Origin of the sequence: Pseudoalteromonas arctica, from assembly GCF_012927645.1 — a bacterium.
In the GTDB taxonomy this organism is placed as follows: Bacteria; Pseudomonadota; Gammaproteobacteria; order Enterobacterales; family Alteromonadaceae; genus Pseudoalteromonas; species Pseudoalteromonas arctica_A.
Genome location: NZ_JABBMT010000009.1, coordinates 41,702 through 56,981, shown reverse-complemented (window position 1 = coordinate 56,981; position 15,280 = coordinate 41,702). Strand labels below are relative to the sequence as shown.

The 15,280-nt window shown below is 41.2% G+C and carries 15 protein-coding genes and 1 pseudogene; 1 reads left to right on the top strand and 15 read right to left on the bottom strand.

What is annotated here, in order from left to right; genetic code table 11:
• Positions 1-123: 123 nt before the first annotated feature.
• The 3 genes from speB to HHO47_RS08005 form a co-directional block, all read right to left on the bottom strand.
• Positions 124-1,047, bottom strand: a complete 924-nt coding sequence (speB, locus tag HHO47_RS08015) for an agmatinase (RefSeq protein WP_169019821.1) — start codon at positions 1,045-1,047, stop codon at positions 124-126.
• A 1-nt stretch (position 1,048) separates the two neighbouring features.
• Positions 1,049-2,962: a biosynthetic arginine decarboxylase gene (gene speA / locus HHO47_RS08010; RefSeq protein ID WP_169019820.1), complete on the bottom strand. Its 1,914-nt coding sequence runs from the start codon at positions 2,960-2,962 to the stop codon at positions 1,049-1,051.
• Between the two features lie 369 nt (positions 2,963-3,331).
• Positions 3,332-3,793, bottom strand: a complete 462-nt coding sequence (locus HHO47_RS08005; RefSeq protein ID WP_169019819.1) for a GNAT family N-acetyltransferase — start codon at positions 3,791-3,793, stop codon at positions 3,332-3,334.
• A 266-nt stretch (positions 3,794-4,059) separates the two neighbouring features.
• On the opposite strand from HHO47_RS08005, the gene cysZ reads away from it, so the two are divergent.
• The gene (cysZ, locus tag HHO47_RS08000) at positions 4,060-4,770 is read left to right on the top strand and encodes a sulfate transporter CysZ (protein WP_211183663.1); all 711 of its coding nucleotides are present in this window, start codon (positions 4,060-4,062) and stop codon (positions 4,768-4,770) included.
• 57 nt (positions 4,771-4,827) lie between these two features.
• Here the strand turns inward: cysZ and HHO47_RS19765 are convergent.
• From HHO47_RS19765 to prfA, 12 genes and pseudogenes are all read right to left on the bottom strand, one after another.
• A pseudogene (locus HHO47_RS19765) lies at positions 4,828-5,028 on the bottom strand (YkgJ family cysteine cluster protein); the annotation flags it as partial.
• Positions 5,018-6,082, bottom strand: coding sequence for a 23S rRNA (cytidine(2498)-2'-O)-methyltransferase RlmM (gene rlmM / locus HHO47_RS07990; protein WP_169019817.1), 1,065 nt, complete (start codon positions 6,080-6,082; stop codon positions 5,018-5,020). The gene rlmM and the pseudogene HHO47_RS19765, both read right to left, overlap by 11 nt.
• A gap of 38 nt (positions 6,083-6,120) precedes the next feature.
• Positions 6,121-6,489, bottom strand: a complete 369-nt coding sequence (locus tag HHO47_RS07985) for a DUF423 domain-containing protein (RefSeq protein ID WP_169019816.1) — start codon at positions 6,487-6,489, stop codon at positions 6,121-6,123.
• A gap of 23 nt (positions 6,490-6,512) precedes the next feature.
• Positions 6,513-7,151, bottom strand: a complete 639-nt coding sequence (locus tag HHO47_RS07980; RefSeq protein WP_169019815.1) for an alpha/beta family hydrolase — start codon at positions 7,149-7,151, stop codon at positions 6,513-6,515.
• A 1-nt stretch (position 7,152) separates the two neighbouring features.
• The gene (locus tag HHO47_RS07975; protein WP_169019814.1) at positions 7,153-8,049 is read right to left on the bottom strand and encodes a transcriptional regulator GcvA; all 897 of its coding nucleotides are present in this window, start codon (positions 8,047-8,049) and stop codon (positions 7,153-7,155) included.
• A gap of 116 nt (positions 8,050-8,165) precedes the next feature.
• On the bottom strand, positions 8,166-9,020 hold the full coding sequence (gene kdsA / locus HHO47_RS07970; RefSeq protein ID WP_169019813.1) for a 3-deoxy-8-phosphooctulonate synthase: 855 nt from the start codon (positions 9,018-9,020) through the stop codon (positions 8,166-8,168).
• A 10-nt stretch (positions 9,021-9,030) separates the two neighbouring features.
• Positions 9,031-10,284 carry a DUF819 domain-containing protein gene (locus tag HHO47_RS07965; RefSeq protein WP_169019812.1) on the bottom strand — a complete coding sequence of 418 codons (1,254 nt, stop codon included), beginning with the start codon at positions 10,282-10,284 and terminating at the stop codon, positions 9,031-9,033.
• 29 nt (positions 10,285-10,313) lie between these two features.
• Positions 10,314-11,141, bottom strand: coding sequence for a tetratricopeptide repeat protein (locus HHO47_RS07960; RefSeq protein WP_169019811.1), 828 nt, complete (start codon positions 11,139-11,141; stop codon positions 10,314-10,316).
• A gap of 124 nt (positions 11,142-11,265) precedes the next feature.
• On the bottom strand, positions 11,266-11,640 hold the full coding sequence (locus HHO47_RS07955) for a SirB2 family protein (RefSeq protein WP_169019810.1): 375 nt from the start codon (positions 11,638-11,640) through the stop codon (positions 11,266-11,268).
• Positions 11,641-11,751: 111 nt separating this feature from the next.
• Positions 11,752-13,293 carry a response regulator gene (locus HHO47_RS07950; RefSeq protein WP_211183653.1) on the bottom strand — a complete coding sequence of 514 codons (1,542 nt, stop codon included), beginning with the start codon at positions 13,291-13,293 and terminating at the stop codon, positions 11,752-11,754.
• Positions 13,294-13,342: 49 nt separating this feature from the next.
• The gene (gene prmC / locus HHO47_RS07945) at positions 13,343-14,185 is read right to left on the bottom strand and encodes a peptide chain release factor N(5)-glutamine methyltransferase (protein ID WP_169019809.1); all 843 of its coding nucleotides are present in this window, start codon (positions 14,183-14,185) and stop codon (positions 13,343-13,345) included.
• 2 nt (positions 14,186-14,187) lie between these two features.
• The gene (gene prfA / locus HHO47_RS07940; protein WP_169019808.1) at positions 14,188-15,273 is read right to left on the bottom strand and encodes a peptide chain release factor 1; all 1,086 of its coding nucleotides are present in this window, start codon (positions 15,271-15,273) and stop codon (positions 14,188-14,190) included.
• Positions 15,274-15,280: the final 7 nt, after the last annotated feature.

Below are 15,280 nucleotides of genomic sequence, written 5' to 3'. Positions count from 1 at the left end.
TTCCTATGGCTTCCTTCAGACCCCACCGTTGGCCCGTGATGCCCTACTATTCAGATTATCTTCCCCTTAGTCAGGGTGATAAGACACCTTTCAGCCCATCGGGATTACTACTGGAGCTATTGCTCAGTATTTATTTTTATAGGTCCACAAATGCAGTAGCTCACTGGCAATGGTGGCTGCGGCAATCGCGGTAAGCTCACTTTGATCGTACGAGGGTGATACTTCAACTACATCCATACCAATCATATTAATGCCTTTAAGAGCACGTAATATTTTCAGTACTTTGTCACTAGTTAAACCGCCGCATACTGGCGTGCCAGTGCCTGGTGCAAACGCCGGATCTAAGCAGTCTATATCAAAAGTGATATAAACAGGTAAATCACCTACTCTCGCTTTAATCTGCTCAGCAATCATTTGCGCCGATAAATCATTGGCGGCCATTGCATCAATCACAGCAAACTCGTGTTTGCTTTGATCAAAATCAGTACGAATACCAATTTGGATACTATGATCAACATCAATCAGCCCTTCCTTTGGCGCATGGTAAAACATGGTGCCGTGGTCGTAACGTGAGCCATTGCTATAAGTATCAGTATGGGCATCAAAATGCACCAACGCCATTTTACCGAAGCGCTTAGCGTGAGCACGTAACAACGGTAAAGTTACAAAGTGATCGCCCCCTAAACCTAAAATCGTTTTGCCTTGGCTTAAAATACCCGTCGCAGCTTGTTCAAGCTTTGCTGTAAAATATTCAGCGTCACCGACAGGATAAGTAAAATCTCCCGCATCAGCCAGTTTTAGGCGTTCGAACAATTTGAACGTCCATGGGTATTTTGTTTCTTCCCATGCTAAATGCACTGATGCACGACGAATCGCATCAGGGCCTAAACGCGCACCTGGACGTCCTGAGGTTGCCATATCAAATGGCAAACCTAACACCACAACATCCGCATTGATGTCAGTAATATTTTGCACCATTGGCTGGCGTAAAAACGTCATGCCATTGGAATACAAAGAGTGATCAGGGTGATCAAACAAAGTGGTCATATTAAAGCTCTTCTAAATAAGTATAACCGTCTAAACCCGCTTGTAATTCATCAAGCACGCTTTGTTGCTCAGCCAGTGGTAATTTTGCAGCCACCAGCTGTGCATATGAAGATTGAAAGCCTTCAACATCTAAGTGCACATAGCGCATCATATCGGCCACTGTGTCACCTTGATTAATTTCTACTATACTCGCCTGGCCTTGCTCATCCATGCTGATCATCGCACTGTGGGTATCACCGAATAGGTTATGCATATCACCTAAAATCTCTTGGTACGCACCCACTAAGAAAAAGCCCATCAAATACGGTTTTTCAGCACTAAATGCTGGCACCGGTAGTGTGCTTTCAATACCTTGTCCATCAACGTAATGATCTAGTGCACCGTCAGAATCACAGGTTATATCTAATAATACTGCGCGTCTTTGTGGTGCCTGCGTTAAACCACTTAATGGCAAGACCGGAAACACTTGGTCGATACCCCACGCATCAGGCAATGACTGAAACAATGAGAAATTAACAAAAAACTTATCCGCTAACCGTGCATTAAGCTCATCAATGATCGGGCGATGAAAACGGTTTTTGTTATCCATATGTTTATTAAGTTCATAACAAACACGCAGATTAATTTGCTCTGCCCAAGCGCGTTGAGTTAAATCTAATAACCCCATCGCAAACTGGTTATGTGCTTCAGCTAAATCACCTTGGCTATCATGATATATCTCAATCAATGCACGGTCGTCAGTCAACACATGCAATTGCTGCCACGACAGCCACATGTTATTCAGCAATAACGGTGCATCTACTGCTGGCGCTTGAATTTCTTCAGGCTCATAGCTTTCAGTGCCAATCACATTAGAAATAAGTACCGCGTGATGCGCAGTTAACGCACGCCCAGACTCAGAAATAATAGTCGGGAATGGTTGCTCGTACTGCTTACAAATATCACCAATGGTGTAGACAATATTATTTGCATACTCAGCTAAGCTATAGTTCATCGAGTTGTGAGACTGGCTCCGTGTGCCGTCGTAATCAACCGCTAAACCGCCACCGACATCTAAACATTCAATTTGTGCACCGAGTTTGCGTAGTTCACAATAAAAACGCGCCGCTTCGCTAACACCTAAACGCACATCGCGAATATTCGCCATCTGCGAGCCTAAGTGAAAATGCACCAACTGAACTAAATCAAGTTGATCAGTCTCTTTTAAACGATTAACAACATGTAATACTTGTGAAGCGGATAAACCAAATTTTGATTTTTCACCGCCGCTGGCTTGCCATTTTCCTTTACCCTGAGACGCTAAGCGCACGCGAATACCAATACGCGGTTTTACGTTAAGCTCTTTAGCTTGGCTAAGTACCATGTCCAGCTCAGAGAGTTTCTCAAGTACGATGTACACTTTATGGCCTAACTTTTCGCCAATTAATGCTAAGCGCACATATTCTTTGTCTTTGTAGCCATTACAGACAATCACTGCACTGGTTTTTTCAGCTAATGCCAATACTGTTAATAGCTCAGGCTTGCTGCCTGCCTCTAAACCAAGTTGTTTCTTTTCTACATTCGCTTGGCTTGCAACAATTTCTTCGACCACTTCGCGCTGTTGGTTTACTTTAATTGGATAAACAAGCAAGTAATCTTTTGGATAACCATAGCTTTCAATCGCAGTATTAAATGCAGCACATAAGCTGTGCACGCGATGATGCAAAATTTGTGGAAAACGAACCAACGCAGGTAAACTCAAGCCTTTATCTTCAAGTTGTTTTGCAATATCAATAAGTGCGATGGTTTGCTCTGGGGCATCAGCCTTGGGCGCAACATACACATCACCTTGATCATTAATACCAAAAAAACCTTGGCTCCAATGACGAACATTGTAACTCGTGCGAGCTTGTTCTAGTGATGTTGTCTCTTTCATTTATCTTTCTCTTTTATTTGATGAATGCCTTGCGGCTGTTGCGCGCATTAAAGGAAAAATAGCTTATCAAGTCCAACAAGTATTTTTGCTCGTAACGAGTGAGTTTTAGTGTCGATAACAACGGCCCTTTTATTTGTTGGGCATTGGCGTATTTAGTACAAAAAATAGAATGCTTAAAAGGGAATATATATAAAAGTTAGCCGAAAACGTGACTCTCAATGATAAAAGTGGCGCAGACCAAGGCCATTTGAGCATATAAATGACGACTTACACCCGTGTATAAGCCGTATTTAAGTGGGATATTAAATCGATGGAGTAGCCAAAAACTAAAAATACAAAGTGTAGGCAGTCTCTAGTAACTAATTAGCCTTATTGGCTAAGCCCTAACTCCATAAACAAGCTATGTGGATTATCGCTGTAATTACCAAAACTTGCACAACGTTGAAAACCTAAGTTTTCATACAGACTAATTGATTCAGCCTGTTTCGGGCCTGTTTCTAAGCGGATCAAAGGGATCTCTTCCTCGCCAGCATGATGCAATAAAATTTGCATTATACGCCGAGATAAGCCTTTCCCACGATGACTTGGTTTGACATACAGACGGCGTATTTCACCATAAGGTACTGTGTCAAACTGTCTGACAATCGCACCACATGCAACAATACCATCCTCGCTTTTTAAGCCAATGGCGTACACATTAGCTTGACCAAGCTCACTCACCGACAGCGATTGTGCCGTGGCTACTGGGTACAGAGAATTTATAAGCCTATCGATATCAGAAAAAACATTAATCACATCCGGATCATCAGGGGTTAAGTCGACTAACTGCATAAAAGTTCTAATTATATTTATTGTTTGATAACAAACTATACCGAATTGTTGATATATAAACCATATCCCAGTGTTTGTTGCGATTCAATAGTAACTCCGTTTTTGCTATAAATATTAAAGACAATACTTTTTAGACCATACACTCTATTGCTCATTAGAGATTAAACACTTTGTTACGCAAAAATACTGTTCAAAATATCTGAGCAATTTATACTATGGGCAATGTTGGTATGATTTGAGGTTTTAGCGTGCAGTTTACACAAGGTATGGAATATTTTTTTTCGGGCTTCAAATTAATTACCCAAAAAGGCTTGAAGCGATTTGTATTTATTCCTTTATTAATCAATATCGTGCTTTTTGGTAGCTCATTATTCTTTTTATATGGTTGGCTTACCGATGGGTTTGCTTATTTAAATGATCTATTACCAACATGGTTAAGTTGGCTGGAGTGGCTGATGTGGCCTATTGCAGTATTAGTGATTTTATTTAGCTACAGTATGCTGTTTTCGGTGATCACTAATTTCATTGCCGCGCCCTTTAATGGCTTACTCAGTGAAAAAGTAGAGCTGTATTTAACCGGTCAAAAAATTAATGATGATGGCTTAACGGAGATTGTGAAAGATGTGCCACGAATGCTTGGCCGTGAGTGGACTAAGTTGTGCTATTACCTACCACGCGCCATTGGCTTTTTTATCTTACTATGGATATTACCTGTTATCGGCCAAGTGTTATGGGTGATGTTTACCTGTTGGATGTATGCAGTGCAATACAAAGATTATCCGTTTGATAATCACAAAATTTGCTTTAAAGAAATGAAACAAGACTTAAAACAAAAACAAACTCTCTCGTATGGATTCGGCTTAGCAGTATTGTTGCTTACAGCCATTCCTATCGTGAATTTAATTGTTATGCCCGTCGCTGTGTGCGGCGCAACTCGCTTGTGGGTTGATCAATACCGCCCTAAGTATCGCGAATAAAACGCTCAGAGGGGACGACAATATAAGCCATTATTAGTCCCCTATTTGCAGCACTATTTACACTAAAACTTGCCGTGTATTAGCAATAAAATGATGCACTTCGCGCTCAATTTTAGGATCAACTGGCTGCTCTGGAGCGCGATCATTTGGGCATGGCATTCTTGGTGTCGTGCCAAACAAACGGCAAATTAATGGCCGCTCATCATATACAGTGCATCCTTTTGGACCTAAGTGTACACAATTAAATTCATTTAGTGACGTTCAAATGAACAGTTACTTCTTCCCTATCGTGATAAAGATGCTTAGCTTGTAATTCATAGCTTATACCGTATTTATTAAGCTCTTCTTTGATCATGGTTAAGCACTCATACACACTGTCAAAGCGCTTTTTCATTGGCAGCTTTAAGTTAAAGATAAGTTCTTTCGCGTATGCGTTGACCGCCCAATCAATCATAAGACTGGTTACTTTAGTTGGTTTTTCTACCATATCGCATACCAACCAAGTGATATTTCTTTTTTCTGGTCGGTATTTAAAGCCATCAACACGAAAGTGCTTAACTTGACCTGTTTGCATTAAATCATCATTCATTGGGCCGTTATCAATGGCGCTAACAAACATACCGCGACGCACTAGTTGATACGTCCAACCACCTGGGCAAGCACCTAAGTCAACACTGCGCATACCGGCTTGAACTCGCGCTTCACGATCTTTTTCCGCAATAAACACATTAAACGCTTCATCCAGTTTTAAGGTCGAGCGACTCGGTGCATCACTTGGCATTCTTAGTCGTAATATTCCCATAAAAAATGGGGAATTATTATAACTATATGAATGACCAACAAAGGCGGTGTTATTAGTTAAAAACATGATGTGCATTACGGGGCGATTGGCTTTAGGTTCGCGTAACACGGTGTTTTGTTTCTCTAAAGCCTTTTTAAGTGGGGTAGAGATTTTTTTGCAGAAAGTTAACAGCTCCTTGCCTTCATTGGTATCGGGTGTTTCTACCCGTAGCTCTGAGCAAAGTGGAAAATCGACCGCTGCTGTTACTATTTCGCCAACACGGTCTTCAACGGGCATGTTTTCAAGTAAAGTGCCGGCAAACCACTGACGGGCAAATACCATATTTTTGAAATCAACCTTTTTGATGATTTCATCGCTGTGCTGCGCTTCAAAACATTCATAAATAACGTAACCGGTATTAGCTTTTGCTTTTACATAGCCTGCAAAGCCCTGCTCTGCTGCATGAAATGTTATTTCTGCAGCGGCATCATTTTCAAACCCACTGCGGCAGTAAATCACTACACTTGACATAAAAACCCTTTACTTGCGCACTCGCGCGATATGCTCTATTAAAATTTAAACCGTGCCACTTGCACTAATAAAATAACCCAACCGATTATAAAGCAGACTCCACCAAGTGGCGTAATTGGCCCTAACCACTTTTGACCGGTGATTGCTAATAAATATAAACTGCCACTAAACAACAAAATACCAGCAATAATAAACCAACCAGCCGATGTGAGGTTTATTCCCCATTTTATTAAAATGGCAATCGCAATTAACGCAAGGCCATGCACCATCTGATACTCTGCCGCAGTTTTAAATACGCCAATAGCATATTCAGAAACACGGCTTTTTAAACCATGAGCCGCAAAAGCGCCCAACACCACTGACAGCATGCAAAATAAACTGCCAGCCATTAAAAATAGTTTAATCATGATTTTTTCCTGCGAAATTGCCTTTAAATATACTGCTTGATAAAACTAGCAGCGTGCTCAGCGGCAGTTTGCACATTACCTAACTCTGTAAAACCACTGCGTTTGCGTGGTTTTAATGAATGGTCGCCATCAGGCAGCCACACAAAATCAGGACGTTTATCAAACTGCATCTGAGTTAATTCATCACGGCTGCCAAACGTGTCGCGCTCCCCTTGAAGCACCATAAACGGGCATGCAATTTTGCCAAAGTGATCAATGCGTAATTTATCAGGCTTGCCTGGTGGATGAAATGGGTAGCCAAATGCCAGTACGCCTGAAATTGTTGGCATTGTTACTCGCTCTTCACTGACAAGCATTGATGCCATCCGCCCACCCATTGACTTGCCACCAATAAATAACGGTAAGCTTGGCTGTACAAAGGTTAATATATGTTCAAAGTACTGCAGTAATTTAGCTGCCCGATCGGGTGGCCTGCGCTTATTGGTTTGCTTGGCTATTTGCATATATTGAAAATCAAATAAGCCAACATCAATACTTTGCTCTGCCAGCAAGCTTGCCATTTTCTGCATAAATTCTGAATCACTAGCGGCTCCAGCACCATGGGCAAAAATAAATTGTGCCAAAGCGGGTTGCTGGTCACTTTTAATCCATTCAATCGTCATATTAATACTCTTGCTCTTGTTCGACTAAACTTAACATCCACTCTTTAAACGAGACTATTTTACCAAGCTCTGACTGTGTTTCACGGCTTACCAAGTAATACGCATTTTTACTTTCTAAACTGTGGTTAAATGGAATAACTAAACGTCCTGCATCGATATCTGGTTTAGCAAGCACACTGTTACCAATAGCAACACCTTGGCCATGCACAGCTGCTTGCAGCACCATTGATGAGTGGCTAAATATTGGCCCTTGGTTTACTTGCACATTACGTACACCGGCGGTTTTCATCCAGGTTTTCCAGTTTTTCCGAGTGGTATCGTGTAATAAAGTATGGTTTGCCAAATCACTTGGCTGATCCAGCGGCTTTGCCCCTGTTAATAACATAGGACTACACAAAGGCACTAAGTATTCGGTATGCAGTTTATGCGTTTGCACGCCACTCCAATGACCACGCCCATAATAGATAGCCACATCAACATCATCGGTAAGTGAGTTTTCGTCTTGATCTTGAGCTTTTATTCGTACATCTATCTCAGGGTGTAATTCGTTAAATAAGCTCAACCGTGGCACTAACCATTGAATAGCAAAGCTCGGCGTTAAACTCACGGTTAATGAGCCTTTTGCACCGCGGGCTAATAGCTTTTCGGTAGCGTCAATTAGCTGAGTAAATATTTCTTTAATATCTAAAAAGTAACCTTGGCCTTCTTCGGTGAGCAATAAAGAACGGTTTTTACGCAAAAATAGTTTTAAGCCAAGATGCTCTTCTAAAGTTTTTATTTGATGACTTACCGCCGCCTGTGTGACGTATAATTCTTCCGCCGCTTTAGTAAAGCTTAAATGGCGAGCAGCAGCTTCAAATGCTTTTAATGCGTTTAAGGGAGGAACACGTCGAGACATAGCAACCAAACTTAGAATTAGTTTTTCTTATGGGTGGATTATATACGCCAACTAGCAAGGTGTATATTCAAGACATAAAAAAAGCGACCTAAGTCGCTTTTAAGTATTCTTTAATATTATAAATCGCTGGCACTGGTATCCAGTGGGCCAAAGCTCTTGATCAAATCATCCACGGCTTTCATTTGACTTAAATACCCTTCCAACTTACTTAATGCAAGTGCGCATGGGCCGTCACATTTAGCTTCATTAGGATTTGGATGCGCTTCAATAAATAAACCCGCTAACCCTAATGCCATGCCGCTGCGAGCAAGCTCTGCCGCTTGTGCACGACGACCATCGGCTGAATCAGCACGACCACCTGGGCGTTGCAATGCATGCGTTGCATCAAAAATGACCGGGGCCATTGGTTTCATGTCATCCATGCCGAGCATATCAACCACTAAGTTGTTATAACCAAAGCTTGAACCACGTTCACACAGTACAACATTGTTATTACCCGCTTCATTAAATTTAGTAATGATGTGGCGCATTTCGTGCGGCGCCAAAAACTGTGGCTTTTTAACATTAATAATTGCGCCCGTTTTCGCCATCGCAACAACTAGGTCAGTTTGGCGCGCTAAAAAGGCTGGTAATTGAATTATATCAACTACTTCTGCCACAGGTGCGGCCTGGTGTGGTTCATGAACATCGGTGATCAAAGGCACGTTGAAGGTGTTTTTAATTTCTTCAAAAATCCTTAACCCCTCTTCCATACCAGGCCCACGGTATGAGTTGATTGATGAGCGGTTTGCTTTATCAAACGAGGCTTTAAATACATAAGGAATATTAAGCTTAGTGGTCACTTCAACATAATGCTCAGCAATACGCATTGCTAAATCGCGCGATTCTAAAACATTCATGCCACCGAACAATACAAACGGTTTTTCGTTTGCTAATTCAATGTTATTAATCTTAATCAGTTGGTTATTCATTTTTCATTCCCTAAGGTGCAACTGCTTGCATCATTAAACCACAAATATAGGCCATATACGTGCCTACGCCATAACCGAGTACCGCTAATAACACGCCAACCGGTGCAAGCGACGGGTGAAATGCCGAAGCAACCACAGGTGCCGAGGCCGCGCCACCCACATTGGCCTGTGAGCCAACGGCCATATAAAACAGCGGCGCTTTGATTATTTTTGCCACAATTAACATTAAACTGGCGTGGGTAAGCATCCAAATTAAGCCAATGACGAAATACATAGGTGATTCAAATATAGCCGTAATATTCATATGAAGGCCAATTGATGCCACTAAAATATATAAAAAGCTGGAGGCTACTTTAGATGCGCCAAAGGCTTCAATATGACGTACTTTAGTAAACGACAATGCAATACCTATGGTCGTCGAAATAACAATTAACCAAAAGAACTTGCTGTTTAAGCTATATTCTTGTGCCCATGGAAAGTTAGCGCCAAAGTAAGGGCCTAAAAAGTCTGCACAAAAATGCGCAAGGCCGGTAATACCAAATGCAATTGCAATAATCATCATATAATCATTGAGTGTTGGCAGACGTGCGTGCTCTGCTTGGTATTTTTCAACACGGTTTTTTAACTCTTCAATCGCGCTAGTATCCGCGCCTGTTTTCGCATCAATGGCTTTATGGTTGGCAGCCATTAACAGTAATACAGCCATCCATAAATTAGCGACAATCACATCTACCGTAACCATTGCTGAAAATATATCGCCGCCAACTTCAAACATTTCTTTCATCGATGCTTGGTTTGCACCACCACCAATCCAGCTTCCAGCAATAGTGGTCATGCCACGCCATACGGCATCTGGGCCATGACCACCGACCGCTTCAGGGTAAACGGCACTCATCACAAGTATGGCTAAGGGGCCACCAATTACGATACCCACCGTGCCGGTTAAAAACATGATCAGGGCTTTGGGGCCTAAATTAATAATCGCTTTTAAATCAATACTAATGGTGAGTAGAATTAAGCACGCTGGTAATAAGTAGCGCGAGGCAACGTAATACACGTTAGAAGAATGACCATCGACAATACCAAAGGTATTCAGTAATGATGGTAAAAAGTAACACAATAATAATGCAGGGACATATTTGTAAAACTTCTTCAGCGCTGTATTTTCACTGTGTGATGTTTTAAAAATAAAGCCTAATATTACTGCTAATAAACCAAAGACAACTGCGTCATTGGTGATCAGGGCAGTATGGGTGTCAGCCATGTAAATTCCTTAAAGTTAATGGTGAGTCGTTAATGATGCGTAATGTGATTATCTTCAAGTTCTTCAAGTTGATGCTGAATAATATCAATCGCAGGATCATCTGGGCACTCATCGATAAAAAATTGTAAGTCATCACGCGCCATTTTCGGACAATCTAGCTGGTTAAGTAAATAGCCTCTGTCGCGTCTTTCGTATGGATCATCGCCTATAAGCTCCATCAGCATCTCAACACAGCTCAAAGCATGACCAAATTTATTACTGCTAATAAAGGCCCACTTTTGTTGTGCAAGATAAAGCTTATACACTTCTTCGTCAAAAATGAGTTCAAGCGGCTCTTGCTCATCACCATTTTCTTCACTGGCGTTTTCAGGAACGATATACCAACTTTGTTGACCTGAACTCGGCTCTAGTAAATAGCCTTCCTCATCGCTGATAGCAACATGGACATTTATTTCACTGTTATTTATGGTTACATTTACATCAAAACCTGCGTGGTTTAACAAATGACATAACAAAATACCCAGTGTTGTTTCAGAGCCACTGCGCATACTCAGCATATAGCTAAAACTATTTAAGGTGTATTCTGGGACTTTTAAACTGGATACGCTAAATAACCACTGAGTAAAAAACATATCAACTAACGCATCAAAGCGCTCGTGAATATCAGGGTATTGTTGGCATAATTCGGTAACTTGAACTTCAAAGTCGTTCAAGATGATAAAGCTATCACTTAAATCAGCTTGAGGATCCCACTTCGCTTCAGCGCTTATACAACGATACAGCGCTTGGGGAGCGAATGTGTCAAAAGCCTCATCTTGATAGGATTCATTTTGATCTTCAAACCAAGGAGTGGTCATTAATACGGCAACATCTTTAATAGAAAATGAATGCCTAGTTTACCTATTTTTTTACACAGATACCAACGTAGGGCGTTAGATTAATGCCCAAAAACAACTAAGCGTAGCCTTTGGGCAAGTTTTGTTACAGAACAAACGCAGCTTTAGTTACTGCAAGCTTACCGATTAAAGCTATAACTCCTGTCGTTACAACTAAAAATACCACTTTAATACTGGTCTTTTGTTGCTTACTAGCAATAATACCCAGCGCAATATACGCCACTACAAGAATAATCTTTTCAAGCAACCAGGTTTGTTCTAGTGGATTAATTTTAGCAATCGCCATTAGCGTAATAGCTGAAATGAGTAAAAAAGTGTCGGTTGCGTGACTACCAATAAATACCAATTTATTTTTAACGATTGCACCACTGCCGAGTCGAGAAAATGAACGTACATAAAATAAAACAATGCTTAAAACTGCAATTGCCATGTGTGTGTGTTTGACTGCTAAATAATCCATATGCCCCTAACGACTCATTAATGTTAAAAAAGAAATTGTATCAATGTTATTAAACATGCTCATTCGAATACGTTAAATAACTCACCAGTTCAATGCTCTGGGTATTATTTTTTAATCTGGAAAACGCGTTAAAATTTCTTCAAGCTCCGCTAGGCTGTCGTTAAATGCATCGACCAGTTTAGGTTCAAAGTGTTTGCCTTTTTGCTGATTGATTTCATTAACAACATCATCAAGCGTCCACGCTTTTTTGTAACAACGTTTATGGCGCAATGCATCATACACATCGGCAATCGCTACTATACGACCAAAAATATGAATGTCTTGTCCTTGTCTTCCTTGTGGGTAACCTGAACCATCCCATTTTTCATGGTGATCACGTGCAATCTGAGCGCCAGCATTAACGATTTCACGACGAGAACCCTGTAGGATAAGGTAACCCTTTTGAGTGTGCGTTTTCATGATCTCCCACTCTTCGCAGGTCAATTTACCTGGTTTATTTAAAATAGCGTCAGGAATACCGACCTTACCAACATCATGAAGTGGTGACGCTAAACGAACTAAATCAGCCTCACGTTTCGATAAACCATACGCCAACGCTAAGGTATTACATATATGTGAGACCCGTTTAACATGATTACCTGTTTCAGTTGAACGCTGCTCCAGAGCTTCACTTAAACGAAATACTAATTCTTGCTGAGTTGCTTCGACCTCCGATTGTAATTGCACATTTTCATATGCTAACTGCACATTTTGCGAAAATATTTCAATCAAATGGCGCTGTGTATCCGATAAGTCGTGTGGAATACCAGATATAAAAAGCATTGAATTATGATTGTGTTCGCTGCAACAGTATGCAAACAAATAATTGTTTTTATAGACAATGTTTTTATCTCTAAATGCTTGTTTACACGCTGATAACTGCTCGGTATTCAACACCTCTTCAATCGCTTTGCCTTCGCTGCGTTCAAAATCGCCTCGCCCAGAAAATACCACTAATTTATGCTGATTATCTTGTGGGTTACCTGCCACTAAACTGGTGGCGTACATTGCTTGATCAACGGTGCCGAGCAACGATGCTAATTGTTGCATCACCCCTTCAATAAAATGATCGAGTGAGTGCGCTGAAAAAATATCACGGGAAGCTTTAATTATTTTTTCAAGCCCTTGACGAGATTGTTCAATTGATAAAATATCGCGATAAGAACGCAGGCTCGACATTACTACAGTAAATAATTTTTGTGCGGTAAGTTCTGTTTTTGATTTATAGTCATTGATATCGTAATTAACAATAACCTGGCGCTCTGGCGCTTGGCCGGGTTGACCAGTACGAAGGATAATACGAATATGATTATTTTTAGCGACTTCACGAATATATTGCGCGACTTTTAAGCCTGCATCATCTGTTTCCATCACCACATCAAGCAGTACGATTGCAGCATCGGGGGTTTTATCTATCTGTACTTTAGCCTCAGCTCCTGAGTATGCACTAATAAATTCTAAACGCTTGCCTTGAAACTCAAAATCACTTAATGCCAGTTTCGTAACAGCATGAACTTCAGGCTCATCATCAACAATGATGACTTTCCATGCCCCTTTAGCTACATCACTTTCTACTTCTTGTGGTTCATCCGAAAACAAAAAATCATCCATCATACTGGTCCTCAAAGGCGTTTATTTTGCTCTCGCACTGTAATTATTATAATTATTCTGGCCACTGTGCGAGCGTTACACGATCGTTATTTGCTAAATCTTTAACTGTAAGTATATTTGTATACGCCATTTGTGCAAAAAAACTGCGCACTTTAGCACTTTGTTGATAACCATGCTCAATGAGAAGGTAACCATTTGACGTTAAAAAATTGCGTGCTTGAGTAATTATATACTTAATATCAGCCATACCGTCATCATCGGCAACTAACGCAGAAAATGGTTCAAAACGTACGTCACCTTGATTTAAGTGAATATCATCATATTCAATATATGGTGGATTACTAACAATTAGCTCAAAATGTTGTGCTGTAACTTGGCTAAACCAATCACTTTGCACAAAGTCCACATTAATAAAACCTAAGCGCTGCTTATTTGTATTAGCAAGCGCAACAGCATCTGCAACCCTATCAACTCCAGTGATTTGCCAACGTGGCATTTCGCTGGCAAGTGCAAGTGCAATTGCACCAGTCCCGGTGCCTAAATCAAGCACTTTAGCAGCCTCAGGTAAAGACAAACTAAGGGCATATTCAACCAATGTTTCAGTGTCTGGACGAGGGATCAGCGTAGTTGGATTAACCTGCAGTGGCAAACTCCAAAATTCACGCGTTCCCGTTATATGAGCCACAGGCTCACCTGTTAAGCGACGTTGGCAGTAACTTTCAAATAGTTGCTGTTGTTGCTGCGTTAATTTTTTTTCTGGCCAGCTAAATAAATAACTACGTGGCTTTTGCAATACATCGAGCAGTAATACTTGTGCGTCTAATTTGGCACTGTCGCTGCTACTTTGCAACTGCAAAGTAGCATTCGACACCGCACTTTCAATTGTGTCGGTCACGATCACTCATCACCCATGGCTGCTAGTAAATCAGCCTGATGCTCTTGCATTAATGGCTCAATCACACAACCTAAGTCACCGGCAACCACCTCATTTAAACGGTATAAAGTGAGATTGATACGGTGATCTGTAATACGTCCTTGCGGGTAGTTATAAGTACGAATACGCTCTGAACGATCACCACTACCGACTAAGTTACGACGCTCTGATGCTTCAGCCGCGTGACGTTTTTCATCTTCTGCTTGTTGTAAGCGAGCAGCAAGCACTGACATCGCTTTCGCGCGGTTTTTATGCTGTGAACGCTCATCTTGACATTCAACCACTACACCCGTTGGTATGTGGGTAATACGAATTGCCGAGTCAGTTTTATTAACGTGCTGACCACCAGCACCTGAGGCCCGGAACGTATCAACTTTAATATCAGCGGTATTAATTTCAATCGCTTCCGCTTCTGGCACTTCAGCCATTACCGCAACAGTACAGGCTGATGTATGAACACGCCCTTGTGATTCAGTTTCTGGTACGCGCTGTACCCGGTGAGCACCAGATTCAAACTTCAATTGTCCGTACACCCCTTCACCGCTAATGTTAGCTATCACTTCTTTGTAACCACCGTGTTCACCTTCATTGGTGCTCACAATCTCTACTTTCCATTTTTTAGTTTCAGCATAGCGGGTATACATACGGAATAAATCACCAGCAAAAATGGCCGCTTCATCCCCCCCCGTACCGGCGCGTACTTCTAAAAACACACTATTATTGTCGCGTGGATCTTTTGGTAGCATCAACACTTGTATTTGATCTTCGATAGCAAGGATTTGCGCTTTGGCTTCTTTATATTCTTCTTGCGCCATTTCACGCATATCCGGATCCGAATCCTTTAGCATTTCTTCTGCTGTAGCAACATCATCTTGTGTTTGCTGATAGCCTAAAAACGCTTTAACAATTTCTTCCAATTCAGAATATTCTTTTGAAAGCGCACGAAAACGGTTTTGGTCGCTAATAACTGACGGATCACTTAGCAGCGCTTGCACTTCTTCGTAACGCTCTACTAAGGTTTCTAACTTACGATAAACGGACTCTTTCATGTAACTG

Excerpts from the sequence above, each read along its gene's own strand:
- speB (WP_169019821.1), bottom strand. The coding sequence starts at position 1,047 with ATGACCACTTTGTTTGATCACCCTGATCACTCTTTGTATTCCAATGGC.
- speA (WP_169019820.1), bottom strand. The coding sequence starts at position 2,962 with ATGAAAGAGACAACATCACTAGAACAAGCTCGCACGAGTTACAATGTT.
- HHO47_RS08005 (WP_169019819.1), bottom strand. The coding sequence starts at position 3,793 with ATGCAGTTAGTCGACTTAACCCCTGATGATCCGGATGTGATTAATGTT.
- cysZ (WP_211183663.1), top strand. The coding sequence starts at position 4,060 with ATGGAATATTTTTTTTCGGGCTTCAAATTAATTACCCAAAAAGGCTTG.
- rlmM (WP_169019817.1), bottom strand. The coding sequence starts at position 6,082 with ATGTCAAGTGTAGTGATTTACTGCCGCAGTGGGTTTGAAAATGATGCC.
- HHO47_RS07985 (WP_169019816.1), bottom strand. The coding sequence starts at position 6,489 with ATGATTAAACTATTTTTAATGGCTGGCAGTTTATTTTGCATGCTGTCA.
- HHO47_RS07980 (WP_169019815.1), bottom strand. The coding sequence starts at position 7,151 with ATGACGATTGAATGGATTAAAAGTGACCAGCAACCCGCTTTGGCACAA.
- HHO47_RS07975 (WP_169019814.1), bottom strand. The coding sequence starts at position 8,049 with ATGTCTCGACGTGTTCCTCCCTTAAACGCATTAAAAGCATTTGAAGCT.
- kdsA (WP_169019813.1), bottom strand. The coding sequence starts at position 9,020 with ATGAATAACCAACTGATTAAGATTAATAACATTGAATTAGCAAACGAA.
- HHO47_RS07965 (WP_169019812.1), bottom strand. The coding sequence starts at position 10,284 with ATGGCTGACACCCATACTGCCCTGATCACCAATGACGCAGTTGTCTTT.
- HHO47_RS07960 (WP_169019811.1), bottom strand. The coding sequence starts at position 11,141 with ATGACCACTCCTTGGTTTGAAGATCAAAATGAATCCTATCAAGATGAG.
- HHO47_RS07955 (WP_169019810.1), bottom strand. The coding sequence starts at position 11,640 with ATGGATTATTTAGCAGTCAAACACACACACATGGCAATTGCAGTTTTA.
- HHO47_RS07950 (WP_211183653.1), bottom strand. The coding sequence starts at position 13,293 with ATGATGGATGATTTTTTGTTTTCGGATGAACCACAAGAAGTAGAAAGT.
- prfA (WP_169019808.1), bottom strand. The coding sequence starts at position 15,273 with ATGAAAGAGTCCGTTTATCGTAAGTTAGAAACCTTAGTAGAGCGTTAC.